Here is a 26,396-nt window from a genome sequence, read left to right on the forward strand (position 1 = left end):
TCAGTATCCTTGGGGCGGACCGTCGTCGACCACCGGTTCGGCGAAGCGCATGGCGTCCGTGTCGTCGGTGCCGAGGTCCTGGTAGGCCCGGAAGGCGAGCACCAGGAGAAAGGCGAAGAAGGAGAAGGAGATCACGATGGCCGTCAGGATCAGCGCCTGGGGCAGCGCATTGGCGGCGCCCGGCGGCAGCACGTAGGCGTCCGTAGCGATGATCGGCGGGAGTTCCCGGGTGAGCCGTCCGGACGTGAAGATCAAGAGGTTCACACCGTTCCCCATCACGGCGACGCCGAGCAGGATGCGGATGATCTTCTTCGACAGCATCAGGTAGAAGGCCGTCGCCAGGAACAGGCCGACGAGGACGCTGAGGGCGGTTTCCATCAGACGCCGCCCTCCCGGGCTTCCAGAGCCAGCGCGATCGAGGTGATCGACCCGGTCACGACGAAATAGACGCCGATGTCGAAAAACATCGGGGTCGACAGCGCCACCTCGACGCCGAAGATGGTGGGGAAGACCCACAGGCCCGTAAGGAAAGGCACGCCGAACACGATCGACAGCATGCCCGACGCTCCAGCAAGGAAGAGGCCGAAGCCCGCGATCTCCATCGGGTGGAAGCGCATGGCGTGGCGGACCGTCGGCACGCCGTGGCTGAGGCCGTAGAGCGCGAAGGCCGAGACGGCGATCAGCCCGCCGATGAAGCCGCCGCCCGGCTCGTTGTGGCCGCGCAGCGTCACGAACACGGAGAAGAGAAGCGTCAGGGCGACCAGCACCGGCGAGATGGTGCGGAAGATGATGGTGTTCATTTGCGCTTCCCCGTCTCAGGCGTCGGCAGGATGGGCGTCCGGGCCTTCACGCGGACGAGGGCCAGGATGGCGAGGCCGGTGATCATCACGACCGCGATCTCGCCGAGGGTGTCGAGGCCGCGGAAGTCCACGATGATCACGTTCACGACGTTGCGGCCGTGCGCGATGGTGCGCGAATAGGTGTCGTAGAAGTCCGTCAGCGTGCGGTCGAACGGCGCCTGGGTGATCTTCAGGAGGACCAGCATGAAGGCGAGCCCGAGCCCACCGCCGATCACCGCGTCGACCACCTTCTGGCGGAGCGGCCGGTGGTCCCGTTCGCCGAGGGCCAGACGCGTGAGCACCAGGGCCAGGATCACGACCGACAAGGTCTCCACCATGAACTGGGTGAAGGCGAGGTCCGGCGCGCCGAAGAGGACGAAGATCACCGCGACGGCAAAGCCCTGGATCCCGAGCGACACGATGGAGGTCAGCCGGGTCCGCGCGACGACGACCGCGACCAGGCCGGAGACGGCGATCAGGATCACGACCGCCTCCTGGGCCGTCAGGTCCGGGAAGGCGGGCCAGGCCGGAAGCTCGCCGAAAAGCAGGAGCGGTGCCAGCAGGGTCACGACCGCCAGCCCGAGAACGATGGCCATGTAGGCTTCCAGCCGCCCGGGCTGGACCACCCGCACGACGACGGATGCGAAGCCGACGAGGCCGGCGACGATCTGGTCGAAGCCCCGGTCCGGCCCCCATCCGATGCCGCGCACGACGGCGTCGACCGCGGCGCGGAGCGGCGTCAGCGCCAGATAGGCCACGACCCCGAGCGCGACCGTGACGATGGAGAGGATCAGGGGCGTCGACACGTAGGTGGGGATCAGGTGCAGGTCCGCCTCGACCGGCCGACCGGTGATGGCGCCCGCCATCGGCAGGACGATGATCTCGCTGAATCCGTGCAGGAAGAGCGCGGCGCCGAGGCCGACGGCGCCGAGGACGATCGGCCCGAGGATCAGTTCCAGCGGCCCCTCGTGGGCGTGCTTCGGAGTATGCACCTCCGGCCCGAGGAAGGGCTTCAGCGCCACCGCGAAGCCGATCACCAGCATTAGGGCGTTGCCGGCGACCGCCACGGCGATCAGCGCGGTGCGCCCGGCCTCGTCGAGGCCGAGGTAGAGCGCCTCCTTGGCGACGAAGCCGATCATCGGCGGCAGGCCCGCCATGGAGACGGCCGCCACCAGGGCGGACGCGAAGGTGATCGGCATCAGCTTGCGCAGGCCGCCGAGCTTGGTCACGTCGCGGGTGCCGGCCTCGTGGTCGATGGTGCCCGCGATCATGAAGAGCGCGCCCTTGAAGAAGGCATGCGCCAGGAGATAACCGACCGCGCCGACGATCGCCGCGTCGGTGGAGACGCCGACGAGGAGGACGAGGAGACCGAGCGAGGCGACCGTCGTCTGGGCGAGCATCAGCTTCAGGTCGGTCTGGCGGACCGCCATCAGCGTGCCGGTTAGAAGCGTCAGGCCGCCGACGATCGGCAGCACGGTGGTCCATTCCGGGGTGCCGCCGAGCACCGGGTGGAGGCGCATCAGGAGGTAGACGCCGGCCTTCACCATGGTGGCCGAGTGCAGGAAGGCCGACACCGGCGTCGGCGCCTCCATGGCGTTCGGCAGCCAGACGTGGAGCGGCACCTGGGCGGACTTGGTGAAGGCCGCGCCAAGGACGAGGAGGAAGATCGGCAGATAGAGGTCGGAGCCGCGGATCACGTCTCCGGTCGCCACCACCTCCGACAGGGTGCGCGTGCCGGTGGCGCCGCCGATGAGAAGGACGGCGGCGAGCAGGCAGAGGCCGCCGGCGCCAGTGATCACCAGTGCCTGGAGGGCGGCCCGGCGGGCCCGGGCGCGGGTGTGGTCGAAGCCGATCAGGAGGAAGGACGTGATCGACGTCGCCTCCCACATGACGAACAGCGTGATGCCGTCATCGGCGAGCACCAGGCCGAGCATCGCGCCCATGAAGAGCAGGATGAAGCTCATGAACCGGCCGGCCTGCGGATGCCCCTTCATGTAGCCGCCGGCGTAGATGACGATCAGCGTGCCGATGCCGGTGATGAGGAGCGCGAAGACGAGCGACAGGCCGTCGACGAGGAGCGAGAAGCGCACGCCGTAGGACGGCCACCAGTCGAACCCGGTGGTGAGGCGCGCGCCGTCGGCGACCGGTCCGAGCAGGGTGAGGAAGCCCACGAAGGCCGCGAGCGGGACGGCGGCGAGGGCGAAGGCGGCGGCCCGCCCGAACAGCCGGTGCACCGTCGGGGCGACCAGCGCGGCGAGGAAGGGCGCTGCGAGCGCCAGGAGGATCCAGGTCGGGGCCGGCGAGGGATCTGTCAAGGCGATGGCTCTGCGCTTCCGGGGTTGACCTCATACGGGCGGCTTGGTGAGCGACCCTAGACGATTCACGACGGCAATCCACCCCTCCGGTGGTCGTCTGGGGTGCATTCCGACCTGACACTTTCGTCATGTCGGACGGCAAACCGGTACACAAAACCAGGAGCTGTTCTCCACCGGCATCGGCGCCCGGAGCCGGTGGAGAACAGCTCTAGAGCTGATGGTCGAACGGGATCGGCGGCGCCTCGTCCATCAGGAGGATGGTCACGCGGCGGTTCGCGGTCAGCCCTGGATCGTTCTCGAACAGCGGTTCGCTGTCGCCCTTCCCCACCACCGCCTCGATCCGGCCGGGCGGCAGCCCCGAGCGGACCAGATAGCGGCGAACGGCAAGCGCGCGGTCGGCGGAGAGTTCCCAGTGGGAGTAGTCCGCGGTCGCGACGCCGCGGGCGACGGTGGTGTGGCCGGTGATGGTCATCCGGTTCGGCAGCTCCCGGAGCGCCGGCGCGACGCGGGCGAACAGCCGTTCGGCGTGGCTGTAGAGCTGGTCGCTTCCTTGCGCGAACATGGCCCGGCCATCCTGATCGGTGAACTCGATGTGGAGCCCCTCCTCGTCGGCCCTGAGATGGATCGACTTGGAAACCTCCGCAAAGTCCGGCATGTCCTGCAGCGCCTGGCGGATGGTGAGCGCCGCCGCGAGGAACCGGCGCGGCGTCTCGGTTTCCGCCTTGGCGAGGTCGAAGGTGTTGGCCTCCTGGCCCTGCGCCTTCTTGTCCGGGTTGCTCTCGCTGGAATAGTCCGTCTGGCCTTCCTTCGGCTGGACGGTGGTGGAGCGGAAGTGCTCGTTCTCGGGCACGCCGTCGCGCTCGATGAAGCCGGCCCGACGCACCTCCGTGGTGGCGCCGAACGCCTCCTTCATGGAGCCGGCGACGATCTGAAGCTTCTTCTCGTCCTGGTTGGAGAAGGAGATGATCAGCACGAAGAAGCAGACGAGCAGAGACATCAGGTCGGCGAAGGTCACCAGCCATTCCGGTGCCCCGCCGCCTCCCCCGGCCTTCTTCTTGCGCGCCATGACGCCTCTCCCGATGCGGCGCCGTCAGGCGGCCTCTTGTTCCTGGTCGCGCTGGTTGCTCGGCAGGTAGGCTTTCAGCGCCTCGCGCACGACGTTCGGGCTCTTGCCGTTGCGGATCTGCATGATGCCGTCGATGACGAGGGTCATGTTGACGTCTTCCACCTTCGACTTGGCCTGCAGCTTCTCGCAGACCGGAATGCAGATGACGTTGGAGATGAGCGCGCCGTAGAGCGTCGTCAGAAGCGCCACCGCCATGGCCGGACCGATTTTGGAAGGGTCGTCCATGGCCTGGAGCATCTGCACCAACCCGACGAGGGTGCCGATCATGCCGAAGGCCGGGCCGGCGTCGGCAAGGGCCTTGTAGACGCGGGCGCCCTCCTCCAGGCGCTCCAGGGTCAGGTCGCGTTCCTTTTCCAACTGCTCCTGAATGAAGGTGCTCTCGTAGCCGTCGGCGATCATCCGAAGGCCCGCCGCCAGGAAGGGATCGGACGGCGTGATGGTCTCCAGGCCGAGCGGGCCCTGCTTGCGCATCACGTCGGCGATTTCGGCGATCTCCTCGATCATCTCGCGTGCCGAGAGAGACCGCTGCGAGAAGGCCACCTTGGAGCCGAGCACGAAGGCACCCAAGATGCCGCCGAGGGAGAAGCGGATGAGGGCGGCCATGATGCCGCCGCCGAACACGATCAGAATCGACGGCATGTCGACGAAAATAGAAAAGCTGCCGCCCATCGAAATGGCGTAGCCGACGACGGCGAAGGCGCCGACGATACCGATGATGGTCGCGAAATCCACGAACAAGACCTCGTTGTATGCTCGCGGCGCCCGGACACGACCCGCGGGGCAGCCACGCTTGGCCTTGGATCATCGTCAGAACAGCTTAAATGCGAGTAAAGCTATCGATTGATCCCCTGTCTGGCCCTCGTGTCGTCGCCGTGAAAGCGCGTCCTCACCCTTGTCGGAGATCCGGAAGCGCGAGGAAGCGGGCGACCGCGTCACCGCCCTTGATGTTGCCGACGGACACGGTTACCGAGGGGCGGACGTACGACCGCCGGCCGCTGCTCCCGATGAGCTGCGGCGGCACCGAAGGCCGGCCGCGGGCCGCCTCATCGACGGAGTTTCCATGACCACTTCCACGCCTCCCCGCGCCGAGAAGCGCCCGATCGCGACGACCCATCACGGCGTCGAGCTGGTCGACGCCTACGGCTGGCTGCGCGCCGACGCCTGGCAGGACGTGATCCGCGACCCGGCCAAGCTTCCGGCCGACATCCGCGCCCACCTGGAGGCGGAGAACGCCTGGACCGATGCCTACATGGCCGATACCGTGGCGCTGCAGGAGACGATCCTGAAGGAGATGCGCGGGCGCATGAAGGAGGACGACAGCTCCGTCCCGGCGCCGGACGGCCCCTATGCCTACGCCACGCGCTACCTGGAAGGCGCCCAGCATCCGCGCATCGTCCGCACCCTGCGCGACGGCGGGCCGGAGCAGGTGCTGCTCGACGCGGACGACCTCGCCAAGGGCAAGGCCTATTTCCACCTCGGCGGCGTCGCTCACAGCCCGGACCACAAGCTCCTCGCCTGGAGCGTGGACGACAAGGGCTCGGAGTACCACACGATCAGGATCCGCGACCTCGCCTCCGACGAGGACCTCGCTGACGAGATCCCCAACACCGCCGGCGGCATGGTGTGGGCGGCCGACGGCAAGTCCTTCCTCTACACCTGGCTCAACGACAACCACCGCTCCGAGAAGGTCTTCCGGCACGTGGTGGGCACCCCGGCGACCGAGGACGTGCTCGTCTACCAGGAGAGCGACCCCGGCTTCTTCGTCGGTGTCGGCAAGACCCAGTCCGGCCGCTTCTTGGTGATCGACAGCCACGACCACGAGACCTCCGAAGTGCGCCTCGTGCCGGCCGACGATCCGGCGGCAGACCCCATCCTGGTCGCCGCGCGCGATCCCAAGGTGGAGTACGGCGTGGAGGACGACGGGGACGGCAACCTCTACATTCTGACGAACGCGGACGACGCGGAGGATTTCAAGATCGCCGTGGCGCCGCTCGCCACCCCCGGCCGCGCCTTCTGGCGTGACGTGGTGGCCCACCAGCAGGGCCGGCTCATCCTCTCCATGACCGTCTTCAAGGGTCGCATGGTCCGCCTGGAGCGGGAGGGCGGTCTGCCGCGCATCCTCATCCGCGAGCTGAAGTCGGCCGAGGAGCACGCCATCCGGTTCGACGAGGAGGCGTATTCGCTCGGCGTGTCGGATGGCTACGAGTTCGACACCCACATGGTGCGCTTCACCTACTCGTCGCCGACGACGCCGGCCCAGGTCTACGACTATGACATGGCGACCCGCGAGCGGGAGTTGCGCAAGACCCAGGAGGTGCCGTCCGGCCACGAGCCGGAGGACTATGTGGCCCGCCGCATCCTCGCCCCCGCCCCCGACGGCGAGAGCGTGCCGATCACCCTCGTCTACCATCGGGACACGCCGGTCGACGGCAGCGCGCCGGTGCTCCTCTACGGCTACGGTGCCTACGGCATCACCATGCCGGCGGGCTTCTCCACGTCCATCCTCAGCCTCGTCGACCGCGGCTTCATCTACGCCACCGCCCATGTGCGCGGCGGCAAGGACAAGGGCTACCACTGGTACCGGAACGGCAAGCGCGAGAAGAAGGTCAACACCTTCACGGACTTCATCGCGGCCGGAGAGCACCTGGTGGCGGAGGGTTTCACCCGGCGCGGCGGCATCGTCGCCATGGGCGGATCGGCCGGCGGCATGCTGATGGGCGCGGTCGCCAACATGGCGCCGGACCTCTTCGCCGGTGTCGTCGCGGTGGTGCCCTTCGTCGACGTACTCAACACCATGCTGGACGACACCCTCCCCCTCACGCCGCCGGAATGGCCCGAATGGGGCAACCCGATCGAGAGCGAGGAGGACTTTCGCCGCATCCTCTCCTACAGCCCCTATGAGAACGTGGACGCCAAGGCCTATCCGCCCATCCTCGCCCTCGGCGGCCTCACCGATCCGCGGGTGACCTACTGGGAGCCGGCCAAGTGGGTGGCGAGACTCCGCGAGATGAAGACCGACGACAACCCGCTCCTCCTCCAGATCAACATGGACGCCGGGCACGGCGGCGCATCGGGGCGGTTCGACAGCCTGAAGGAGGTGGCGCTCCGCTACGCCTTCGCGTTGAAGGTGGTCGGCAGGGCCTGAGGGGGCCAGTCCGCGGCGGCATGGTCGCGGCGGCATGGTCGCGGCGGCGGTCGTTCGTGCAAACGCGGACGTGAGCGCGACCCTATGATCTAAGGACGGCGCCGGCCGCGTAGAGCCGACACACCGTTTCCGGGAGGTCGTCTTGCTCATCGATCGCCGCGGCCTTTGCCGCTTCGTCCTCGGCGCCGCCCTGGCGCCGAGCCTTGTCCGTCCGGCCGCCGCGAACGACGGTCCGCCGCTGGTGCTGGAGGACTTCTTCACCGGACGGACCCGCGGCACCGGCCTTTTCGTCAGCCCCATCGCCGGCGTCCGCCGCCCGTTCACGGTCGACACGGTCGGCACCTTCGACGGCCGCACCCTCATCCTCACCGAATACATCGCGTACGAGGACGGCATGAAGGAAACGGCGGTCTGGCGGTTCGACAAGACCGGTCCGGCCAAGTACGACGGCCAGCGCAGCAAGGTGGCCGGCGTGGTACCTGTGCGGGCCGACGGCGGCGTAGTGCGCATGGGCTATGTGGCGGAGGTCTCAGGCGCGGACGGCAAGCCCATCAAGCTGCGGTTCGAGGACACGCTGAAACTTCTCGACGCCAGGACGCTTCTCAACACCGCGGACGTGCGCTTCCTCGGCCTCAAGGTCGGGACCGTCGAGGTCACCTTCCTGAAACACCGTTGAACAGTGGAGGTTTTTGACCGGGGACCGGTCTTTGGATCGGACTGTCGCAGCCCTAAATCGGGTCTGCGGCGTTGCCCGTGACCGGTCCAGCCTCTATGGTCCGGCCAGCGGTCGACCTCCACCGCACGCCCCGCCCCCTTCGTCCCTGAACCCATCTCAAGGAGACGGTCCATGGCTTTCGAACTGCCCGAACTCCCCTACTCCTACGACGCGCTTGCGCCCTACATGTCGCGCGAGACCCTGGAGTTCCACCACGACAAGCATCACCTTGCTTACGTGAACAACGGCAACAACCTCCTGAAGGGCACCGACCTTGAGGGCAAGAGCGTCGAGGAGGTCGTCGTCGGCTCCTTCGGCAAGAACGCGGGCCTCTTCAACAACGCCGGCCAGCACTTCAACCACATCCACTTCTGGAAGTGGATGAAGCCGAACGGCGGCGGCGCCATTCCGGGCGAGCTGGAGAAGAAGATCGTCGAGGACTTCGGCTCGGTCGCCAAGCTGCGCGAGGACTTCATCCAGGCCGGCGTCACCCAGTTCGGCTCCGGCTGGGCCTGGCTCTCCGTCAAGGACGGCAAGCTGGTCGTCAGCAAGACGCCGAACGGCGAGAACCCGCTGGTCCACGGCGCGACCCCGATCCTCGGCGTCGATGTATGGGAACATTCCTACTACATCGACTACCGCAACCTGCGCCCGAAGTACCTGGAAGCCTTCTTCGACAGCCTGGTGAATTGGGAATACGTTGCGGAACTCTACGCCAAGGCGTGATCCCGACCCCGTTCAGATCGTCCGCGAAGGCCGCCCCACCCGGGCGGCCTTTTTCGTTCTGGCGGCGTCCTTCGGATCGATCTCGGCGTCAACAGTTTCCGCGGAAACCGAGCCTTCAGCTTTTACCAGTACGGTTGCGTGCGTCAGAGCTATCGGAGGACAGATGGCAGGCAACACCGTCTCGCATGGGCTCTCGGTCCTGGTTTCAGGGCCCGGCTGCCTCACGCGCCCCCTTCGCACGATCCTGGCGGACGAGACCTTCGCCGCCCCGACGATCGCCGCGGACGCTGACGGCGCGCGAACCCTCATGAGGACCCGTCGGTTCGATGTCGTCCTCGTCGCCACCGCCCTGCCCCAGGCGGACGGATTCCGGCTGATCTCCGACCTCCGGTCCGACGGGGCGGTGCTGAACCGGCTGTTCGTGGCGCTGGTGATCGCCAGCGGCCGATCCTACCAGGGCCGGACCAGCGCCTTCTCCACGGGCGCCGACGAGGTCCTGTTCAGCCCGCTCATGGCCGGCCAGATCACCCGCAAGCTGACCAGCCTGATCAATGCGCCGCGGCACTACGTAAGCCTGGAAACCGGCTACGTAGGCCCTTGTCGCCGACGCTGGCCGGCCGGTGACCTCCCCACGGACCGGCGCCGCCAGACCCAGCCCTTCGTCGGCATCGCACCGCTGCTGGCTGCCGCACAGACCCACACCACGGGAGTCCTGGAGGCCTGACGTGACTGCGACCGCCCCTCCGGTGATCGTTCTCCTGGCCGACGGCGGCCAATCCGGCGCCCTCCTGCGTCAGACGATCCGCACGGCCGGGTTCACGGCCCTGGAGTACGTCACCGACGAGACGGTGCTGGAGATCCGCCTTGCCCGCAGCCGCGTCGATCTCCTCGTCATCGACCACGCGGCCGGGCAACGTCCGCCCTGGCGAACCGTGGCGAACCTTCGAGCCGACGACCGCATCGTCAACCGGATCATGCCGATCCTGATGGTGACCGCCGAGGCCGATCAGCCGTTTCTCCGCGAGGCTGTCGCCACCGGCGTCGACGAGGTGATCGAGAAGCCGGTGAGCGCGGCCGCCATATCCCAGCGGATCCGAGCCATGCTGGACCACCCGCGCGTCTACATCCGTACCCGGAGCGGCTATTTCGGACCCGATCGCCGGCGGACCACCGGCGCTGCCTACCACGGCCCGGAGCGGCGGATCGCCGACGACAAGATGGTGGTCACTCCGTGGGCGCACGACATGATGCGCCAGCAGACGCTGCAACGCTACGGCGGCGCTCTGCCGGGCAGCCGACCCGCGGCGCCGCCGTCCCGCGCGCGCCCGGCCGTCGCGACGCAGACGACACGGATCGCCGCCTCCGCCTTCCCGGACCGCCACATCGATACTCTGCCGCCGGTGCTCGTCGGGCCGGTCACGGTCATTCCGGCAGACAGCATTCCGACCAACCGGCGCCTCAACGCCGTGGTGGTGACCCCGCGCCGACCGGCGCCGATGGCGCCCGTCGCGGCAGAGACGAGGCCGCCCCCGCCCCGCCCGGCCGTCAGCCCGCCCCCCGTGATCCCCGCGCCGGACGACGACGAGGACGTGCTCTTCCTGGACTGACCGATCCGACAAACGCGGGGCGCGTCCGTTCGTTCAGTCCACCATGACCACGGACGGCGTCAGCGGATCGGCGGCGGCGATCTCCAGCACCATCTTGCGGCGGACGGCTTCCGGAAAGCTCGTCGTCTCGTCCGCCACCACCACGAAGGCGCCCGGACCACCGATCACATCCCGCTCGTAGTGGGTGCTGAGCGGCTCCCCGTTGACCCGGCGCACCATGCCGCCCGGCCGCTGGATGACGAGGCCGTTGATGGTGATGCCCTTGGCCACCGCGTCGTCGCGCGCCGCCTGCACCGGCCGGCCGCCGATGTTCGGCCCGTCGCCGGACACGTCGATGACCGCCTTCAGGCCGTCGTAGGCGTTGTTCTCGATGAGATAGACGGAGAAGTCGATCGCGGCGGAGATCGAGTTATAGCCGTAGGCCGCCCGGGGCCGCGTGGTCACCTTCTCGGCGAACACCTTGGCGGACGCGAGGTCGGAGACCACGTGCCAATCCACGATCACATGCTGCGATGTCGGCCCGCCCCATTCCACGTAGGCGATGGCGATCTTGCCGATGAGGCCGGCTTCGACCGCGTCCAGCACCTCCTCGCTCACGATGGCGTCGGCGTAACCCCGGCGCTGCAAGGCGAGTTCGTCGTCGTCGATGGAGCCGGACCCGTCCGCTGCCAGAACGAGTTCCAGATCCACCTCCTCGGCGCGGACCGGCGCGGGGCCGGCGGCGTAGCCGACGAGGAGGGTGAGCACGAGGGCGGTCTTCAGCATGGCCGTCTCCCGGTTTCAGGCCCGTCCGATGGTGGAGCGGGAACCCGGAAGGTCAAGCGGACGGCCGGCTCGAACAAGCACCCGGCCGGACTTTTCGGAGATCCGGCCGGTCACGTTTCTGCGACCTCAGCTGTGCGCATAGTCCATGTAGAGGGCGCGTGCCCTGCGGGCGACAGGGCCGGGCTGCAGGTCCCGGTCGTCGAACTTCGTCACCGGCATCACCTTGGAATAGTTGCCCGAGGCGAAGATCTCGTCGGCGGTCCGCACGTCCTCGACCTTGACGATCGTCTCGTGCACCGCATAGCCGTCGCGGCGGAGGAGGTCCGCCACGCGGCTGCGGGTGATGCCGGCGAGGAAGGTGCCGTTGGCGGCCGGCGTCAGCACCACGCCGTCCTTCACGATGAAGACGTTGGCGGTCGCGAACTCGGCCACGTTGCCTAGCATGTCGCAGACGAGCGCGTTGTCGAAACCCTTGGCCTTCGCCTCCATCAGCGCGCGGCCGTTGTTCGGGTAGAGGCAGCCGGCCTTGGCGTCGAGCGGCGCGGTCTCCGGCAGCGGCCGGCGGAAGCGGGTGGTGGTGGCCGAAAAGCCGTAGGGCTCCGGCAACGGTGCTTCGTAGAGCACCATGGCGAACCGGGTGGATTCGGCGAGCGGCGGCACCGACATGAATCCGCCCTCCTCCGCCCAGTAGGTCGGCCGCACGTAGAGCGCCGTTTTGCCGTCGAAGCGGGTGAAGCCGTCGCGGGCGATCTCGGCGATCGCCTCCGGGGCCATGGTGGCCTTCAGCCCCAAGGCTTCCGCGCTGCGGTTGACGCGCTGGCAGTGCAGGTCGAGGTCCGGCGCCACGCCGTCGAAATAGCGTGCCCCGTCGAACACGGAGGAGCCGAGCCAGAAGGCGTGGGTCCGCGGGCCCATGATGGGCACATTGCCCTCGTGCCAGGCGCCGTCCAGGAAGGTCCAGGTCTTCGACCACTCAGCCATGTCGTGCAGCGCTCCGCGTCGCCGGTCATTCGGGCTGCCACTGAAGTCCGTTCCGGGCGCCGCGTCAACCAGCGCCGATGCGCCCTTCGCACCGGCGCGCCGAGCCGCTAAGGTCCGGCCGTGCGGGATGCCGGCGGGCCGCCCGCCGAGCGAAGGAGTTGCTGACCCATGGCTTTCGCCGTCTATGTGTTCGACGCCTATGGCACCCTGTTCGACGTCCATGCCGCCGTGCGCCGCCACGCGGCCGCCCTCGGTCCGGATGCGCAGCGCCTGTCGGACCTGTGGCGCCAGAAGCAGCTGGAATACTCCTGGGTGCGCACGCTCGCGGGCACCTACAAGAGCTTCTGGCACCTAACCGAGGACGCTCTCGACACCGCCTTCGCGGCCTTTCCGACCGCCGACCGGTCGCTCCGGGACACGCTCCTCGACGCCTACCGGACGCTGGATTGCTACGGAGAAGTGCCGCACGTCTTGAAGGACCTGAAGGCCGACGGGGCGCGGCTCGCCATCCTGTCCAACGGGTCGCCGCGCATGCTCGACCAGGCCGTGCGCGCGGCAGGCCTGGAAGCCGTCATCGACGACGTGCTGTCGGTGGACGAGATCCGCATCTACAAGCCCGACCCGCGGGTCTACGAGATCGCCACCACCCGCTACCGGGTGTTCCCGAACGCCATCTCCTTCCAGTCCTCCAACCGCTGGGATGTGGCGGGCGCCGCGAAGTTCGGTTTCCGGGCCGTGTGGATCAACCGGTCCGGCGCGGTGGACGAGTATGCCGACATGGCGCCGGCGGCGGTGCTGAAGGACCTCAACGGCTTGACGACGCTGTCCTGACGTCAGATTGCCCTGCTTGACGGGGAGACCGGTCTTTCGCTGCCGCGCTTGGCTGGCGATGGCGGCTCAGTAGGCCGCCACGGCGACGTCGGTGCGGGAGAAATCCGCGCCCTTGAAGAGCAGCGGCAGTCCGCGCTGGCGGGCGAGCGCATAGGCGAAGCATTCGCCGAAGTTGAGCGCCGCCAGGTGCCGACCCTTGCCATAGGCCTCGAACGCCGCCCAGGCGAGCCGCACCTGATCGGCATCGACAGGGACGATTTCCGTGTTGGTTTCCTGGAGGAAGCGCTCGAGCGCGGTTCTACCGAGGTCGGCTTCGCGTCGGGTGACCACCACGCCGCACTCCACTGCCGTGCCCGCGGACATGAGCGGGCGCCTCCCTTCGGCCAGGAATTCGACGATCGCCTGCGACAGCCGCGGCGCCTCAGGTTCGAAGAGGATCACCGCGATTGTCGCCGACGTGTCTATGATCATCGCGGCAGACCGTCCTCGTCGTACATCTCTGCGTCGATGTCTGCGAGAGTCTGCCCCGATGAGGCGAGCGCGGCCCGGAGCGGCTCGCCGACTGCAAGCAGGCGGGCCACCCGTGCGGCGACTTCTGACGGCATCGCCACGGTTGTTCGCTCCAACTCCGCCTTCAGCGCACCAACCACGGCTTCGTCCATCGACACGCCGCGACGGCGAGCGAGTTCGGTCGCCAATTCTTCCACGAGCGGGTCATCGATCTCCAGCATGATGCAGTCTCCAGACGGACCCTATCGTGCCGCATGGGAAGAAATTCCGCAACCGCACCTCACTCCGCCGCCGCGCGGGGCTCGTAGCCGAGCTGCGCGCTGAGCTTGGCGAGAAGCTTTTCCGCCGCCTCGGCAATCACGGTGCCCGGCGGGAAGATGGCGGCGGCGCCGGCTTCCTCCAGTGCCGGATAGTCCTGCGGCGGGATCACGCCGCCGACCACGATCATGATGTCCGGCCGACCCTGGTCGGTGAGCGCCTTCTTCAGCGCCGGCACCAGCGTCAGGTGGCCGGCGGCGAGCGAGGAGACGCCCACCACGTGCACGTCGTTCTCCACCGCCTGGCGCGCCGCCTCGTCGGGCGTGGCGAACAGCGGCCCGATGTCCACGTCGAAGCCGAGGTCGGCGAAGGCCGAGGCGATCACCTTCTGGCCGCGGTCGTGGCCGTCCTGGCCCATCTTGGCGACCAGGATGCGCGGGCGCCGGCCGTCGTTCTCCTCGAACGCCTCCACGGCGTCCTGCACGCGCTTCATCACGTCGGTCATGCGCGCCGCCTCCCGCTTGTAGACGCCGGAGATCGCGCGGATCTCCGCCTTGTGCCGGCCCCAGACGGTCTCCAGCGCCAGGCTGATCTCGCCGACGGTCGCCATGGCGCGCCCCGCCTCGATGGCAAGCCCGAGCAGGTTGCCGTTGCCCTCCCCCGCCGCCTTGGAAAGCGCCGCGAGCGCGGCCTCGACGGTTTTCGGATCGCGTTCGGCGCGCAGCCGCTCCAGCTTGGCGATCTGCGCCGCCCGCACGGCAGAGTTGTCCACCTTGAGAAGGTGGATGTCGTCGTCGCCGCCCGGCCGGTACTTGTTGACGCCGATGACCGGCTGGGCGCCGCTGTCGATGCGCGCCTGCGTCTTGGCGGCGGCTTCCTCGATGCGCAGCTTCGGAATGCCGGCCTCGATCGCCTTGGCCATGCCGCCCAGATCCTCGACCTCCTTGATGTGGGCGAGCGCCCGGTTGGCGAGGTCGTAGGTCAGCCGCTCCACATAGTAGCTGCCGCCCCAGGGATCGATCATCTTGGTGTTGCCGGTCTCCTCGGCGAGCACGATCTGGGTGTTGCGGGCGATACGGGCGGAGAAGTCGGTCGGCAGGGCCAGCGCCTCGTCGAGGCCGTTGGTGTGCAGCGACTGGGTGTGGCCCTGGGTCGCGGCCATCGCCTCCACGCAGGTGCGCACCACGTTGTTGTAGACGTCCTGGGCGGTCAGCGACCAGCCGGAGGTCTGCGAGTGGGTGCGCAGGCTGAGCGCGCGGTCGTCCTTCGGGTCGAACTCCCGCTTCACCAGGATGGACCAGAGCAGCCGCGCCGCCCGCATCTTGGCGACTTCCATGAAGAAGTTCATGCCGATGGCCCAGAAGAAGGAGAGCCGCGGCGCGAACTTGTCCACCTTCAGGCCGGCGCCGAGGCCGGCGCGGATGTACTCGATGCCATCGGCGAGCGTGTAGGCGAGCTCCAGGTCCGCCGTCGCCCCCGCCTCCTGCATATGGTAGCCGGAGATGGAGATGGAGTTGAACTTCGGCATGTGCTGGCTGGTGTAGCCGAAGATGTCCGAGATGATCCGCATCGAGGGGGTCGGCGGGTAGATGTAGGTGTTGCGGACCATGAACTCCTTGAGAATGTCGTTCTGGATGGTCCCCGACAGCTTCTCCGGCCCGACACCCTGCTCCTCCGCCGCCACCACGAAGAGAGCGAGCACCGGCAGCACGGCGCCGTTCATCGTCATCGACACCGACATCTGGTCGAGCGGGATGCGGTCGAACAGGATGCGCATGTCGTAGATGGAATCGATCGCCACGCCCGCCATGCCGACGTCGCCGGCCACACGCGGATGGTCGCTGTCGTAGCCACGGTGGGTGGCGAGGTCGAACGCGACCGAGAGGCCCTTCTGCCCCTGCTCCAGGTTGCGCCGATAGAAGGCGTTGGAGTCCTCCGCCGTGGAGAAGCCCGCGTACTGGCGGATCGTCCACGGCTGCTGCAGGTACATGGTCGGGTACGGCCCGCGCACGAAGGGCGGCAGGCCTGGGAAGGTGTGCGGGTGGCGGAGGCCCTCGATGTCGGCGGCCGTGTAGACCGGCTTGACGTCGATCTCCTCCGGCGTGGTCCAGACATCGGTGCCGCCGGGCCGCGCGGCCGGCGTGACGACCCGGTAGGGCGTGTCGGCGAAGGACGGGAAGTTGCTCATCGGTCAGGGTCCCTTCCGGTCAGACGGCGGCGGTGAGGCGCTGGTTGAGCGCGCCGAGGAGATCGAGCATGTCGAGCCCCTCGTGGACGAAACGGTCGATGCCCGCAGCCTTCAGGGTGTCCTCGCCCTCCTTCGGCCTGCCGGCGAGAAACACCGTCTCGGCGCCGGCGGCCTTGAGGGCCGCCGCGGCTTTTGCCGCCAGTGTCGCATAGGTGCGGTCGTCGGAGCAGAGGCACGCGACCGTGTCACCGGACGCCTTGAAGGCGGCGACGAGCGTGTCGACGCTGGCGTGCCCCTCTCGCGTCTCCGCTTCGATGCCGCCGGCTTCAAAGAGGTTCTTCGCCCAGGTGGAGCGCACCGTGAAGGCGGCCACGTTGCCGAGGTTGGCGAGGAAGATGGACGGACGGCGGCCTGTCGCGGCGAGCGCCGCGTCCGACCGGTCGCGGAGCGCCTCCCAAGGCTCGGAGAGGCGGACCGCCGGCATGAGCGGCGGAAAGGGCGTGGCCGGTGCCGGCGGCAGCGGAGCCGCGACGGTCGGCATCATCTCCGACAGGAGCGGGTAGGTGCTCACGCCGGTGATCGGTTCGCGCCGGCGTGCGACGGCGAGCCGGCTCTTTTCGGCGCTCTCCCGGATGCGGGAGAAGATGGCGCCGGACCGCATGCTCCGCAGCAACCCGCCTTCGCGTTCGATGGCCTGGAACTCCGACCAGGCGCTCTCGGCCAGGCGATCCGTCAGGGTCTCGATCCCGCCGGAGCCCGCCGCCGGATCGCCGACCTTGTGGATGTTGGACTCGTCCATCAGGACGATCTGGACGTTGCGGGCCAGTCGTCGTGCCGCCGCGTCCGGTATTCCGAGAAGTGCGGTGTGCGGCTGCGTGGTGATCGCGTCGGCGCCGCCGACCGCGGCCGCGAAGGTTGCCAGCGTCGATCGGATGATGTTGACCCACGGATCGCGCTTCGCCGCCATGCGCCAGGCGGTCTCCGCATGGACGAACGCCGGCACCTGGTCCACGCCCAGCGTGTCGAGGACGAGCGCCCACAATCGCCGGAACGCTCGCAGTTTCGCGATTGTGAGGAACTGACTCTGATTCGCGACCAGGCGGAACTCCAAGTGGGACGCCACTGTCACAAGATTTTGACTGGTCTGCGGGGAATTTGCCGCGGCGGCCAAATGGCTCACTCCGGTTGCGAGCGCAATGGCCAATTGCTGCGAATCCGACGCCCCTGCTGCATGCCATTCCTGCCCGCGTGCGGATAGGGTGCTCCCGCTAAGCGCGCATTGCTCTAAAGCTACGAACATGTCATTAATTGCATGTCGGTCATAGTTTTGGCTCGTCAGATCTGCAAATCCGGCGACCATATCGGCGAATGGATCCTTGCCGATGTGAAAGGCTCGAAATTTACGAAACTCTGTGCGACCGGACACAACTTGGAGCAGACGGATCATGATGGGAAGATGATCACCTCGGACCGTCAAATGGACCGAGATCATGTCGAGGTAGACACCTTCCAGAACACGCATTAATTTCCCGGCGTCCGCTCCATATGGAGGGGACGACGAATCTCCGGTCCAGGTCAGGTCGATCGCATCCGCACCTGACTGCAATTCGTCCAGAAGGACGGCGTTCGTCGCCGCAGGATCGCCCATCTGAACCTGCTGCACGATGGACCAGGGAACACCCGCACCTCTTGCGGTCTGCGGATCCCGATCCGCCCGGGGGGCAGCAAGAGAAGGTATGGCGATGCCATCGGACGTCACGGCCTGGAGACGATCGAGCGACGAGGCCCCGAGGGCCTTGGCAACCGCATCCTCCCAGGCTTCGCGGGCGACCGGCGGAATGTCGTCGAAGTGACGGAGATCGATGTCCATGGATGTCACAGTCCTGGCTCGGTTTTCGCGGTGATGCGTCGGACGGTATGCCGGCCTTATAGGGACGCCTCGGATTTTGGCACAACTAGCCATAAGGCGGGGCGACTTACGGGTCATGGAGTAATTTGTCGCGCTCCAATCTACCGGTCGCCGCATTTCCATTTGAAGTCGAACTATCGTCGGGTAGGGGATCGACCTTACGGCAGGTCATATGACTTTCGTTCGGTCGACTAAGCGAGAACGCTCTATCTTTCGAAACAGACGTCAACTCGAGATCGGGTATAAAAAGCATGAATACACCTGACGAGATCCTGGCAGACGCAGTTGGCCTCCGGACCTGCTCCAGCGCCAATAGGATCTTTGACATCATCGAGCGGAGGCTCGTCAGCCACGGTGCCAGCCATATCCTGGTCACCGGCCTGCCGATGCCCGGTCGTCCGGTGGAGCCTCTGATCCTGCACATGAAGTGGCCCGACGTTCGAAGCGAGCGCGGACAGCTGATCACCATTTCCAAGGGCGATCCGATCCTGGAGCGTTGCCGCGTGTCGCATCGGCCGTTCCTGGTGGATGGCGTGAGCATCTCCGGCCATTCCGACCTGGTCGGCGCGGCGGGACCGGAAGCGGCGGCGCGCATTGTCGCGGTGCCGGTGAAGTCGATCCAGCCCTACCAGGCCGCCGTCATTGGCCTCGGCACGGCGCTGTCGCTGACCGAACTGGATCTGGTGGCGTTCGATTTCCTCTGCAATCAGGCCTTCCGGCGTCTTCGCGCCCTTGGCTTCCTGATCGACAGCCGCCCCGGCGACCTGTCGACCCGCGAGCGCAAGGTCCTGGAGCTGACGGCCACCGGCAAGACCGCCCAGGAGATCGCCGAGTTGCTGAACATCTCCCAGCGGACGGTGCACGCGCACCTGCAGAACGCCGGCGAGAAGCTCGATGCGTCCAACAAGACCCAGACCGTGGTCGAGGCCCTCCGTTACGGGCAGATCACACTGGAAGACTGACCGCGATCGAGCGGTCCGAACACGAGGTCGCGCCAACGGGGGGGCGGCGCGGCTTCAGACTGGAAACGGCGCAGGCGGGCGCCGCCCCGGCACCACCGCTCCGGCCGACCATCGACCGCACCGGTCGGGATCGCACCGATCAGGGATCATGACTGATCGCCTGTAGGCACGCCCCGCGCCGGCGCTGGATCGTCAGACGAACTGCGACAACCCGGGTATCGCCATGACGATGTCGTCCACCGTCTCCGCCCCGGCATTCTCCTTGGCATAGTCGACGAAGCTGCGCGTCACGCCCTGGATCTGGGTCATGTCCAGACCGGCATTGGAAAGCGCGCTGAAGGCCGCCATGGCGCCACCGCCGCCGAACAGGCCGCCGATCGCCCCCATCAGGCCGCCTCCGCCGCTTGTAGCGCCATCGCCCAGGTAATCGGTCAGACCGAGCTGCGTCGCGAGCGCCTGCACCTTGTCGCTCGGCCCCTCGCTGTTCAAGAAGTTGAGGATGATCCGGACTGCCGTGTCGGCGAGCTCCGGCGAGATCCCGACGTCCGTGGTGATCCGGCTGATGAGGTCGTGCATGCGTGTCTCCCTGTCGGTGGCGCGAAGCGGCCAGGCCCGGCCGGCGGCGGACTTTTGCACCCGGCGCGGGGCGCATCAACCCGTGCCGCAGCGGCATCCATGACGGAGCCCACCGGGCGGGTTCGCTGTCGTTGAGACATATATCAATCATCTGTTAACAATGGCGGCCGAGTCGCGCGAGGAGGACTTCATGCTTGAGGATGGCAAGGTCTATGTCGGGTCGAGCACCAAGCCCGAGTACCTGACGCTGAAACTGGCCAACCGCCACGGCATCGTCACCGGCGCCACCGGCACGGGCAAGACCGTGACCCTCCAGGTGCTGGCCCAGGGCCTCTCCGACGCGGGGGTACCGGTGTTCTGCGCCGACGTGAAGGGCGACCTCTCCGGCATCGGCGCTGTGGGCGAAGAGAAGGATTTCCTCGTCGAGCGCGCGCAGGACATCGGCTTCATCGACGAGTATGTGCTGGCGCCGGCGCCGGTCATCTTCTGGGACCTCTTCGGTGAGAAGGGCCATCCGATCCGCGCCACCGTGTCGGAGATGGGACCGCTGCTCCTCGCCCGCCTGCTGCAGCTCAACGACACCCAGGAGGGCGTGCTCAACATCGCCTTCAAGATCGCCGACGACGAGGGGCTGCTCCTCCTCGACCTCAAGGATCTGCGGGCCATCCTCGCCTATCTCCACGACAACACGGACGCCGTGTCGGCGCGCTACGGCAACGTGGCCAAGCCGTCGATCGGCGCCATCCAGCGCCAGTTGCTGGTGCTGGAAACCCAGGGCGGCGACCACTTCTTCGGCGAGCCCGCGCTCGACATCGCCGACCTGATGCGCGTCACCGGCGATGGGCGCGGCGCGGTCAACGTGCTCGCCGCCGACAAGTTGATGCAGACGCCGCGGCTCTACGCCACCTTCCTCCTGTGGCTGCTGTCCGAGCTCTTCGAGGAACTGCCGGAAGTGGGCGACCTCGACAAGCCGAAGCTCGTCTTCTTCTTCGACGAGGCCCACCTTTTGTTCGACGAGGCGCCGAAGGCGCTCGTCGACAAGGTCGAGCAGGTGGTGAAGCTGATCCGCTCCAAGGGCGTCGGCATCTATTTCGTCACGCAGAACCCGCTGGACGTGCCGGAAAGCGTGCTGGCCCAGCTCGGCAACCGCGTCCAGCACGCGCTTCGGGCCTATACGCCGCGCGAGCAGAAGGCGGTGCGGGTGGCCGCCGACACCTTCCGGCCGAACCCCGCGTTCGACACCTTCGAGGTCATCACGCAGCTCGCCGTCGGCGAGGCTCTCGTCTCCATGCTGGAGAAGAAGGGCGTGCCCTCCATGGTGGAGCGGACCCTGATCCGGCCGCCCTCGTCCCGGCTCGGGCCGCTGACCGACGAAGAGCGAGGCCAGATCATCAGCGCCAGCCCGTTGCGGGGCGTCTACGACGAGGTGACCGACCGGGAGTCCGCCTTCGAGATCCTGCGGGCGCGCGCCGAAGGCGTGCCGCTGGAGCGAGTGCAGGACCGGCCCGCCGGAGGCATCCGCAAGACCTCGACCGGCTTCCAGCTGCCCGACTTCGGCTGGGGACCATCGAGCCGCGAGGCCGAGCGGGCGCCCGAACCGGACCGGCGTGTCAACGACGGCCGTCCGCCCCGGCTCGACGAGTACGAATCGGCGGCCGAGCGCCGCCGGCGCGAGCGCGAGGAGGAGCGGGCCGAGCGCGCCTCCACCTCCGGCCGCCAGACCATCGTGGAGGCGGCGCTCAAGTCCGTCGTGCGGTCGGTCAGCACGCAGGTGGGAAACCAGCTCGGCAAGGCGATTCTTCGCGGCGTGCTCGGCGGCATGCTGAAGCGCTGAGCCGATCGCGGACCGGGCGGAAGCGGTCGCTTCGCCCGCCGACAACGGCTTACAAACGGTCGGAGATCGTCTAGATCTTGTGTCCTGTCGGCGCGGGCGAGCGGTCCCGTTGCGGCCCTCTCCAGTCTCGACCTCAAGGAAACGTCATGGCGATCCCTTCCGTCCTGTCCCGGGTGGACGACACTTTCGATGCCAGCCTGGACCGCCTGTTCGCCTTCATGCGCATTCCGTCCATCTCCACCGATCCGGCCTACGCGGATGCCTGCGCCCGCGCGGCCGGCTGGCTTGCCGACACGCTGACGGAGATCGGCTTCGACGCGTCCGTGCGGCCGACCACCGGCCATCCCATGGTGGTCGCCCACTGGACCAAGGCCGGCCCGGACAAGCCGCACGTGCTCTTCTACGCCCACTACGACGTCCAGCCGGTGGACCCGCTGAACCTTTGGGAGACGCCGCCGTTCGAGCCACGCCTCGCCGACGGGCCGCACGGGACAAAGCGGATCGTCGGGCGCGGTGCCGCCGACGACAAGGGCCAGCTCCTCACCTTCGTGGAGGCCGCCCGTGCGCTGATCGCGGAGACCGGCGGCCTGCCGGTCAACGTGACCATTCTGAGCGAGGGCGAGGAGGAGAGCGGTTCGCCGTCCCTCGTCCCCTTCCTGGAAGCCAACCGGGCGGAGCTTTCCCACGATGTCGCGCTTGTCTGCGACACCGGCATGTGGGACCGGCAGACGCCGGCCATCACCACCACGCTCCGCGGCCTCGTCGCCGAGGAACTGACCGTCCACGGCGCCGACCAGGATCTCCATTCGGGCATGTTCGGCGGCCCGGCGCTCAATCCCATCCACGTGCTCGCCCGCATCCTCGCCGGTCTGCACGACGACAAGGGGCGCGTCACCCTGTCGGGCTTCTACGACGGCGTGCCGGAAATCCCCGACGACATCCGCCGCAACTGGGAGAGCCTAGGCTTCGACGGCGCCGCCTTCCTGGCCTCCGTCGGCCTTTCGGCACCCGCGGGCGAGACCGATCGGACCGTGCTGGAGAAGATCTGGGCGCGCCCGACCGCCGAGGTCAACGGCATCACCGGCGGCTACACCGGCGACGGCTTCAAGACCGTGCTGCCGGCGAAGGCCTCCGCCAAGGTGTCCTTCCGCCTCGTGGGCGACCAGAACCCGGCGGCGATCCGCGCCGCCTTCCGGGCCTATGTGGAGGCCGCCCTGCCGCCGGGCGCCCGGGCGGACTTCCACGGGCATGGCGGCAGCCCCGCCCTTCGCCTGTCGTTCGACAACCCGGCTCTCGCCAAGGGGGCCGCGGCGCTGGAGGCCGAATGGGGCAAGCCGACCGCCATCATCGGCGGCGGCGGCTCGATCCCTGTGGTCGGGCTCTTCAAGAGCCTCCTCGGCATGGACAGCCTGATGGTCGGGTTCGGCCTCGACGATGACCGGATCCATTCTCCGAACGAGAAGTACGACCTCACCAGCTATCACAAGGGCATCCGCTCCTGGGTCAGGATCCTGGACGCGCTCGCCCGTTAGCCGCACGGCCGTCGGCGCGGGGCGGACCCATGTCGGCCGTCCCATGGTCCGGATGTCGCGTTCTCTTAGACCAAGCAGCGTGGTAACCGTCTCGCCATGGGTATCAGCCGTCCCCTCCGCCCGCTCGCCTGCCTCGCCCTGGTCGTGGCGGCCGGCGCCTGTTCGCCCGGCCTCGACATGGTGATGGACGACGTGACCACCGGCACGGCGGACGCGCTGGTGTTGACGGCAGACGGCCTGCCGGGGCTGCCGGTGGGCACCGCCTACTCGGAAACCGCCATCGAGGCGGCCCTTCCGGGTTTCGATGCCTCCCCGATCACCATGGCCACCGAAACCGAGACCCTGTCAGCCATCGCGCTCTTCCGGGACGGGCTGCAGATGGTCCAGGTGCTGCCCGGATCCGGTGGGCGGATCGGTGCCGTTCACGCGGTCTCCACACGGCTTCGCGGGCCCGGCGGCGAGCATGTCGGCATGACGATCGGCGAAGCCCAGGTGGCGGCCGGCAGCTGCCGCATCGGCGCCGGCAACTGGAGCGGCATGCCCATCTGTCCGTCCCGGGCGGCGCCCAACGTCAGCCTGGTGTTCGCCACAACGGGGATCGCCCAGACGGCAGTCGAGGCGATCTCCACCGCCACCTTGCAGCGCATGATCTGGACGCCGCCCGAGCCGGAAGGATCCTGATGAACGCGACGACGCCGGCCTTGATCGACGTGGACAAGCTGGTCGAAGGCGTGCTCGCCGGCGAGCGTGCCGTACTGGCCCGCGCCATCACCCTGGTGGAGAGCCGCAAGCCGTCGCACCAGCCGGCGGCCCGCGCCCTCCTGCAGGCGCTCCTGCCGCACACCGGCAAAGCGTTCCGGGTCGGCATCACCGGCGTGCCGGGTGTCGGCAAGTCCACCACCATCGACCAGCTCGGCACGAACCTGACCGCCGCCGGCCACAAGGTGGCGGTGCTCGCCGTCGACCCGTCGTCGACCCGCACGGGCGGTTCCATCCTCGGCGACAAGACCCGCATGGCGCGCCTCGCCGTCGACCGCAACGCCTACGTCCGCCCCTCCCCGTCCGCCGGCACCCTCGGCGGCGTGGCGGCGAAGACGCGCGAGACCATGCTGCTCTGCGAGGCCGCCGGCTTCGACGTCATCCTGGTGGAGACGGTGGGCGTCGGCCAGTCGGAGACCGCCGTCGCCGACATGGTGGACGTCTTCCTGGTCCTCATGCTGCCCGGCGCCGGCGACGAGCTGCAGGGCATCAAGAAGGGCATCATCGAGCTTGCCGACCTGATCGCCGTCAACAAGGCGGAGGGCGACGCCGCGATCCGGGCGCGGACCGCCGCCTCCGAGTACCGGGCGGCGCTGCACATCCTCGCCCCCGCCTCGCCCGATTGGACGCCGCCGGTCCTCACCATCTCCGGGCTCGCCAACGAGGGGCTGGACAAGCTCTGGTCCGAGGTGGCGCGCCATCGCTCGGTCACCGAGGCGTCCGGCGCCTTCCAGGCCAAGCGGCGGGCGCAGCAGGTTCACTGGATGCGGCAGATGATCAACGAGCGCTTCCACGAACGTCTGGTCCGCGACCCCGTCATCCGCGCGGCCATCGAGGACCGCGAATCCCGCGTCGCCGAAGGCACCCTCGCCCCTGGCGTCGCGGCCGCGGAGATCGCCGAAATGCTGGCGCTTTGAATCGGGGCGAAGCGTACTAGCGACGCCCCGACCCTGGAAGTTGACGAACGCCTGCCCGACCGATCCGCCCCTTCGACTTGGATGAACAAATCCGGCAGACCGCGGACGGCGACGCGATTTCCCCACCGCTAACCATCGTGGCCTGACCGGCGGATGCGGTTCCCATCCCTCAACAGTTGGTGAACACCGACAACAATCCCGGCGGCGGCGCGTTCATTGGACGGGGGCTTTCAACAAGCCGAGGACTTATCCCTCATGACCGCCATCAAAGACGCCAAGATCCTGATCGTGGCCACCGACGGCTTCGAGCAGTCCGAGCTCATCGGCCCGCTCACCCAGCTCAAGGGCCTCGGGGCTACCGTTCACGTCGCCGCGCCGGAGACGACGCGCGAGCCGGGCAAGATCCGCGGGTGGAACGAGAAGGACTGGGGCGACACCGTGCCTGTCGACAAGCCGGTCGCCTCGGTCTCCGTGGACGACTACGACGCGCTGGTGATTCCGGGCGGGCAGATCAACCCGGACGTGTTGCGGGTGGACCAGACGGTCGTGGCCCTCGTCCGCGCGTTCGTCGACAGCGGCAAGACCGTCGCCGCCATCTGTCACGGGCCTTGGGTCCTGGTCGAGGCCGGCGCCGTGAAGGGCCGCAGGATCACCTCCTACCATTCCATCAGGACCGACGTGATCAACGCGGGCGGCCACTGGGTCGACGAGCCGGTCGTCGCCGACGAGGGCATCGTCACGAGCCGCAAGCCGGACGACATCGACGCCTTCGTGAAGAAGATCGTCGAGGAGATCGGCGAAGGGCGCCACGATCGTCGCCACGCGGCGTGATCGACCCGCCCCGATGCGCGACCGTCCGGGCGAAAAGGACCCTGCATTCTGACCGACGAGCCCCGGCCGCACCCTCAATTGGGGCGTCGCCGGGGCCGCTGCGGTCGTCCGTCCTCAGAGGAAGGTGACGGCCCCGGTGTGCACGTCGTGCATGGCGCCGACGATCTTCAGCGCGCCGGTGTCCACCAGTTCCTTCAGGATCGGGCTGCGCTCGGTCAGCGCGGCGACGCTGTTCATCACGTTGGTCGACGCGACCGCGTCCACGTAGGGCGCGTTCTTGGACGACTTCTCGCCAGTGAGCGGGGTGGCGGCGACGGCCGGCTGGATCTGGTCGAGAAGGCCCGTCAAGTTGCCGAGCTTCACGTCGTCCACCGCGCCCTTCACGGCGCCGCAGGAGGAATGGCCGAGCACCACGATGGCCTTGGCGCCCGCCACCTTGGTGGCGAATTCCATGGAGCCGAGGATGTCGCCGTTGATCACCGGACCGGCGACACGGGCGGTGAAGATGTCGCCGATCTGCTGATCGAACACGAGTTCGACCGGGACGCGGCTGTCGATGCAGCCGATCACGCAGGCGAACGGCGCCTGGCCGCCTTCGGTGGCGTGCACGAGGTCGGCCATGTTGCACTTGGTCGGCGCGCCGGCCGCGAACCGGGCATGACCTTCCTTCAGAAGGTCGATGGCCGACTCCGGCGTCACCGTCTTCTGAAGATCCGACGTGAACGCCGCGCAGGCGTCGGACACGTCGGTGGCGGTGGTCGCCGCCGAAGCAACGGACGGGATTGCGATCGCCACGAAGCTGGCGGTCGGCAGGGCACAGCAGAAAGCACGGCGGGACAGCATGAGCGCTCCTCCTCGAATTGAGCACCGCTGTCCTAGCGCAACACTATGGCAATTTAACACATAAGAATAAGCAATAGAGCGACTCGCAGTAATGCGATCATGATGTTTCCCGCATTTGGACTTGCGGCATAATAGGCCTCCCCCGTTCTATTCGGCGGATCTCCGGGGAAGTCCGTCGTCGATCCGCACCAACCAAGCGGACCGACCGAAACGGGCGGCCCAGGGGG

Annotated in this window: 25 protein-coding genes; 12 read left to right on the forward strand and 13 right to left on the reverse strand. The window is 68.0% G+C overall.

Annotated features, from left to right (window positions below; translation table 11 throughout):
- From BUQ68_RS21575 to BUQ68_RS21595, 5 genes are all read right to left on the reverse strand, one after another.
- Positions 1-378 carry a Na+/H+ antiporter subunit C gene (locus BUQ68_RS21575; protein ID WP_075218103.1) on the reverse strand — a complete coding sequence of 126 codons (378 nt, stop codon included), beginning with the start codon at positions 376-378 and terminating at the stop codon, positions 1-3.
- Complete coding sequence (locus BUQ68_RS21580) at positions 378-800, reverse strand: Na+/H+ antiporter subunit B (protein ID WP_075218104.1); 423 nt, start codon at positions 798-800, stop codon at positions 378-380. Before BUQ68_RS21580 ends, BUQ68_RS21575 begins: the two co-directional genes overlap by 1 nt.
- The gene (locus tag BUQ68_RS21585) at positions 797-3,154 is read right to left on the reverse strand and encodes a putative monovalent cation/H+ antiporter subunit A (protein WP_175577883.1); all 2,358 of its coding nucleotides are present in this window, start codon (positions 3,152-3,154) and stop codon (positions 797-799) included. The genes BUQ68_RS21580 and BUQ68_RS21585 overlap by 4 nt, the downstream gene beginning before the upstream one ends.
- A 208-nt stretch (positions 3,155-3,362) precedes the next feature.
- On the reverse strand, positions 3,363-4,220 hold the full coding sequence (locus BUQ68_RS21590) for an OmpA/MotB family protein (protein WP_075218105.1): 858 nt from the start codon (positions 4,218-4,220) through the stop codon (positions 3,363-3,365).
- A 24-nt stretch (positions 4,221-4,244) separates the two neighbouring features.
- Positions 4,245-5,012, reverse strand: a complete 768-nt coding sequence (locus BUQ68_RS21595; protein ID WP_075218128.1) for a motility protein A — start codon at positions 5,010-5,012, stop codon at positions 4,245-4,247.
- A gap of 328 nt (positions 5,013-5,340) precedes the next feature.
- Between BUQ68_RS21595 and BUQ68_RS21600 the strand changes: the two genes are divergently transcribed.
- The 5 genes from BUQ68_RS21600 (at position 5,341) to BUQ68_RS21620 (ending at position 10,473) form a co-directional block, all read left to right on the forward strand.
- Positions 5,341-7,425, forward strand: a complete 2,085-nt coding sequence (locus BUQ68_RS21600; protein ID WP_075218106.1) for a S9 family peptidase — start codon at positions 5,341-5,343, stop codon at positions 7,423-7,425.
- 142 nt (positions 7,426-7,567) lie between these two features.
- Positions 7,568-8,101, forward strand: coding sequence for a DUF3833 family protein (locus tag BUQ68_RS21605; RefSeq protein WP_083656799.1), 534 nt, complete (start codon positions 7,568-7,570; stop codon positions 8,099-8,101).
- A gap of 171 nt (positions 8,102-8,272) precedes the next feature.
- Positions 8,273-8,866 (forward strand): superoxide dismutase, encoded by a 594-nt coding sequence (locus BUQ68_RS21610; protein WP_075218107.1) that lies wholly within the window; start codon positions 8,273-8,275, stop codon positions 8,864-8,866.
- A 163-nt stretch (positions 8,867-9,029) separates the two neighbouring features.
- Positions 9,030-9,590: a response regulator gene (locus tag BUQ68_RS21615; protein ID WP_075218108.1), complete on the forward strand. Its 561-nt coding sequence runs from the start codon at positions 9,030-9,032 to the stop codon at positions 9,588-9,590.
- 1 nt (position 9,591) lies between these two features.
- Positions 9,592-10,473 carry a response regulator gene (locus tag BUQ68_RS21620; RefSeq protein WP_075218109.1) on the forward strand — a complete coding sequence of 294 codons (882 nt, stop codon included), beginning with the start codon at positions 9,592-9,594 and terminating at the stop codon, positions 10,471-10,473.
- A 33-nt stretch (positions 10,474-10,506) separates the two neighbouring features.
- On the opposite strand, the gene BUQ68_RS21625 is transcribed toward BUQ68_RS21620, so the two are convergent.
- Together BUQ68_RS21625 and BUQ68_RS21630 are read right to left on the reverse strand one after the other, a co-directional pair.
- Positions 10,507-11,238 (reverse strand): DUF1194 domain-containing protein, encoded by a 732-nt coding sequence (locus BUQ68_RS21625; RefSeq protein ID WP_075218110.1) that lies wholly within the window; start codon positions 11,236-11,238, stop codon positions 10,507-10,509.
- A 126-nt stretch (positions 11,239-11,364) separates the two neighbouring features.
- Positions 11,365-12,219 carry a branched-chain amino acid aminotransferase gene (locus BUQ68_RS21630; RefSeq protein WP_075218111.1) on the reverse strand — a complete coding sequence of 285 codons (855 nt, stop codon included), beginning with the start codon at positions 12,217-12,219 and terminating at the stop codon, positions 11,365-11,367.
- A gap of 168 nt (positions 12,220-12,387) precedes the next feature.
- Here BUQ68_RS21630 and BUQ68_RS21635 point away from each other — a divergent pair, with 168 nt between their 5' ends.
- On the forward strand, positions 12,388-13,050 hold the full coding sequence (locus tag BUQ68_RS21635) for a haloacid dehalogenase type II (RefSeq protein ID WP_075218112.1): 663 nt from the start codon (positions 12,388-12,390) through the stop codon (positions 13,048-13,050).
- 66 nt (positions 13,051-13,116) lie between these two features.
- Here BUQ68_RS21635 and BUQ68_RS21640 read toward each other — a convergent pair whose 3' ends face one another.
- From BUQ68_RS21640 to BUQ68_RS21655, 4 genes are read right to left on the reverse strand one after another with little or no spacing between them, the layout of a single operon-like run.
- Positions 13,117-13,491: a type II toxin-antitoxin system VapC family toxin gene (locus BUQ68_RS21640; protein ID WP_245293346.1), complete on the reverse strand. Its 375-nt coding sequence runs from the start codon at positions 13,489-13,491 to the stop codon at positions 13,117-13,119.
- A gap of 26 nt (positions 13,492-13,517) precedes the next feature.
- Positions 13,518-13,781: a type II toxin-antitoxin system VapB family antitoxin gene (locus BUQ68_RS21645; RefSeq protein WP_075218114.1), complete on the reverse strand. Its 264-nt coding sequence runs from the start codon at positions 13,779-13,781 to the stop codon at positions 13,518-13,520.
- Positions 13,782-13,840: 59 nt separating this feature from the next.
- Positions 13,841-16,006, reverse strand: a complete 2,166-nt coding sequence (gene scpA / locus BUQ68_RS21650; RefSeq protein ID WP_075218115.1) for a methylmalonyl-CoA mutase — start codon at positions 16,004-16,006, stop codon at positions 13,841-13,843.
- Between the two features lie 19 nt (positions 16,007-16,025).
- A complete protein-coding gene (locus BUQ68_RS21655; RefSeq protein ID WP_075218116.1) occupies positions 16,026-17,876 on the reverse strand; it encodes a methylmalonyl-CoA mutase family protein in 1,851 nt (616 codons plus the stop codon).
- 290 nt (positions 17,877-18,166) lie between these two features.
- Between BUQ68_RS21655 and BUQ68_RS21660 the strand changes: the two genes are divergently transcribed.
- A complete protein-coding gene (locus BUQ68_RS21660; RefSeq protein ID WP_075218117.1) occupies positions 18,167-18,877 on the forward strand; it encodes a helix-turn-helix transcriptional regulator in 711 nt (236 codons plus the stop codon).
- 192 nt (positions 18,878-19,069) lie between these two features.
- Here the strand turns inward: BUQ68_RS21660 and BUQ68_RS21665 are convergent, their stop codons facing one another.
- Positions 19,070-19,453 (reverse strand): hypothetical protein, encoded by a 384-nt coding sequence (locus tag BUQ68_RS21665; RefSeq protein WP_075218118.1) that lies wholly within the window; start codon positions 19,451-19,453, stop codon positions 19,070-19,072.
- A 190-nt stretch (positions 19,454-19,643) separates the two neighbouring features.
- Between BUQ68_RS21665 and BUQ68_RS21670 the strand changes: the two genes are divergently transcribed.
- The 5 genes from BUQ68_RS21670 to BUQ68_RS21690 all read left to right on the forward strand — a co-directional run bounded on the left by BUQ68_RS21670 (position 19,644) and on the right by BUQ68_RS21690 (position 25,326).
- Complete coding sequence (locus BUQ68_RS21670; RefSeq protein ID WP_075218130.1) at positions 19,644-21,287, forward strand: helicase HerA-like domain-containing protein; 1,644 nt, start codon at positions 19,644-19,646, stop codon at positions 21,285-21,287.
- 146 nt (positions 21,288-21,433) lie between these two features.
- Positions 21,434-22,819 (forward strand): dipeptidase, encoded by a 1,386-nt coding sequence (locus BUQ68_RS21675; RefSeq protein WP_075218119.1) that lies wholly within the window; start codon positions 21,434-21,436, stop codon positions 22,817-22,819.
- A 96-nt stretch (positions 22,820-22,915) separates the two neighbouring features.
- A complete protein-coding gene (locus BUQ68_RS21680) occupies positions 22,916-23,500 on the forward strand; it encodes a hypothetical protein (RefSeq protein ID WP_075218120.1) in 585 nt (194 codons plus the stop codon).
- Positions 23,500-24,495, forward strand: a complete 996-nt coding sequence (gene meaB, locus BUQ68_RS21685; RefSeq protein ID WP_075218121.1) for a methylmalonyl Co-A mutase-associated GTPase MeaB — start codon at positions 23,500-23,502, stop codon at positions 24,493-24,495. Before BUQ68_RS21680 ends, meaB begins: the two co-directional genes overlap by 1 nt.
- 255 nt (positions 24,496-24,750) lie before the next feature.
- Positions 24,751-25,326 carry a type 1 glutamine amidotransferase domain-containing protein gene (locus BUQ68_RS21690; RefSeq protein WP_075218122.1) on the forward strand — a complete coding sequence of 192 codons (576 nt, stop codon included), beginning with the start codon at positions 24,751-24,753 and terminating at the stop codon, positions 25,324-25,326.
- A 114-nt stretch (positions 25,327-25,440) separates the two neighbouring features.
- Here the strand turns inward: BUQ68_RS21690 and BUQ68_RS21695 are convergent, their stop codons facing one another.
- Positions 25,441-26,169 (reverse strand): carbonic anhydrase family protein, encoded by a 729-nt coding sequence (locus tag BUQ68_RS21695; RefSeq protein ID WP_075218123.1) that lies wholly within the window; start codon positions 26,167-26,169, stop codon positions 25,441-25,443.
- Positions 26,170-26,396: the final 227 nt, after the last annotated feature.

The sequence above is a fragment of the Mongoliimonas terrestris genome, from assembly GCF_001927285.1.
In the GTDB taxonomy this organism is placed as follows: domain Bacteria; phylum Pseudomonadota; class Alphaproteobacteria; order Rhizobiales; family Pleomorphomonadaceae; genus Chthonobacter; species Chthonobacter terrestris.

Coding starts and splice junctions, on each gene's coding strand:
- BUQ68_RS21575 (WP_075218103.1), bottom strand. CDS start 378: ATGGAAACCGCCCTCAGCGTCCTCGTCGGCCTGTTCCTGGCGACGGCC.
- BUQ68_RS21580 (WP_075218104.1), bottom strand. CDS start 800: ATGAACACCATCATCTTCCGCACCATCTCGCCGGTGCTGGTCGCCCTG.
- BUQ68_RS21590 (WP_075218105.1), bottom strand. CDS start 4,220: ATGGCGCGCAAGAAGAAGGCCGGGGGAGGCGGCGGGGCACCGGAATGG.
- BUQ68_RS21600 (WP_075218106.1), top strand. CDS start 5,341: ATGACCACTTCCACGCCTCCCCGCGCCGAGAAGCGCCCGATCGCGACG.
- BUQ68_RS21610 (WP_075218107.1), top strand. CDS start 8,273: ATGGCTTTCGAACTGCCCGAACTCCCCTACTCCTACGACGCGCTTGCG.
- BUQ68_RS21615 (WP_075218108.1), top strand. CDS start 9,030: ATGGCAGGCAACACCGTCTCGCATGGGCTCTCGGTCCTGGTTTCAGGG.
- BUQ68_RS21625 (WP_075218110.1), bottom strand. CDS start 11,238: ATGCTGAAGACCGCCCTCGTGCTCACCCTCCTCGTCGGCTACGCCGCC.
- BUQ68_RS21630 (WP_075218111.1), bottom strand. CDS start 12,219: ATGGCTGAGTGGTCGAAGACCTGGACCTTCCTGGACGGCGCCTGGCAC.
- BUQ68_RS21635 (WP_075218112.1), top strand. CDS start 12,388: ATGGCTTTCGCCGTCTATGTGTTCGACGCCTATGGCACCCTGTTCGAC.
- BUQ68_RS21645 (WP_075218114.1), bottom strand. CDS start 13,781: ATGCTGGAGATCGATGACCCGCTCGTGGAAGAATTGGCGACCGAACTC.
- scpA (WP_075218115.1), bottom strand. CDS start 16,006: ATGAGCAACTTCCCGTCCTTCGCCGACACGCCCTACCGGGTCGTCACG.
- BUQ68_RS21655 (WP_075218116.1), bottom strand. CDS start 17,876: ATGGACATCGATCTCCGTCACTTCGACGACATTCCGCCGGTCGCCCGC.
- BUQ68_RS21660 (WP_075218117.1), top strand. CDS start 18,167: ATGAATACACCTGACGAGATCCTGGCAGACGCAGTTGGCCTCCGGACC.
- BUQ68_RS21665 (WP_075218118.1), bottom strand. CDS start 19,453: ATGCACGACCTCATCAGCCGGATCACCACGGACGTCGGGATCTCGCCG.
- BUQ68_RS21670 (WP_075218130.1), top strand. CDS start 19,644: ATGCTTGAGGATGGCAAGGTCTATGTCGGGTCGAGCACCAAGCCCGAG.
- BUQ68_RS21675 (WP_075218119.1), top strand. CDS start 21,434: ATGGCGATCCCTTCCGTCCTGTCCCGGGTGGACGACACTTTCGATGCC.
- BUQ68_RS21680 (WP_075218120.1), top strand. CDS start 22,916: ATGGGTATCAGCCGTCCCCTCCGCCCGCTCGCCTGCCTCGCCCTGGTC.
- meaB (WP_075218121.1), top strand. CDS start 23,500: ATGAACGCGACGACGCCGGCCTTGATCGACGTGGACAAGCTGGTCGAA.
- BUQ68_RS21690 (WP_075218122.1), top strand. CDS start 24,751: ATGACCGCCATCAAAGACGCCAAGATCCTGATCGTGGCCACCGACGGC.
- BUQ68_RS21695 (WP_075218123.1), bottom strand. CDS start 26,169: ATGCTGTCCCGCCGTGCTTTCTGCTGTGCCCTGCCGACCGCCAGCTTC.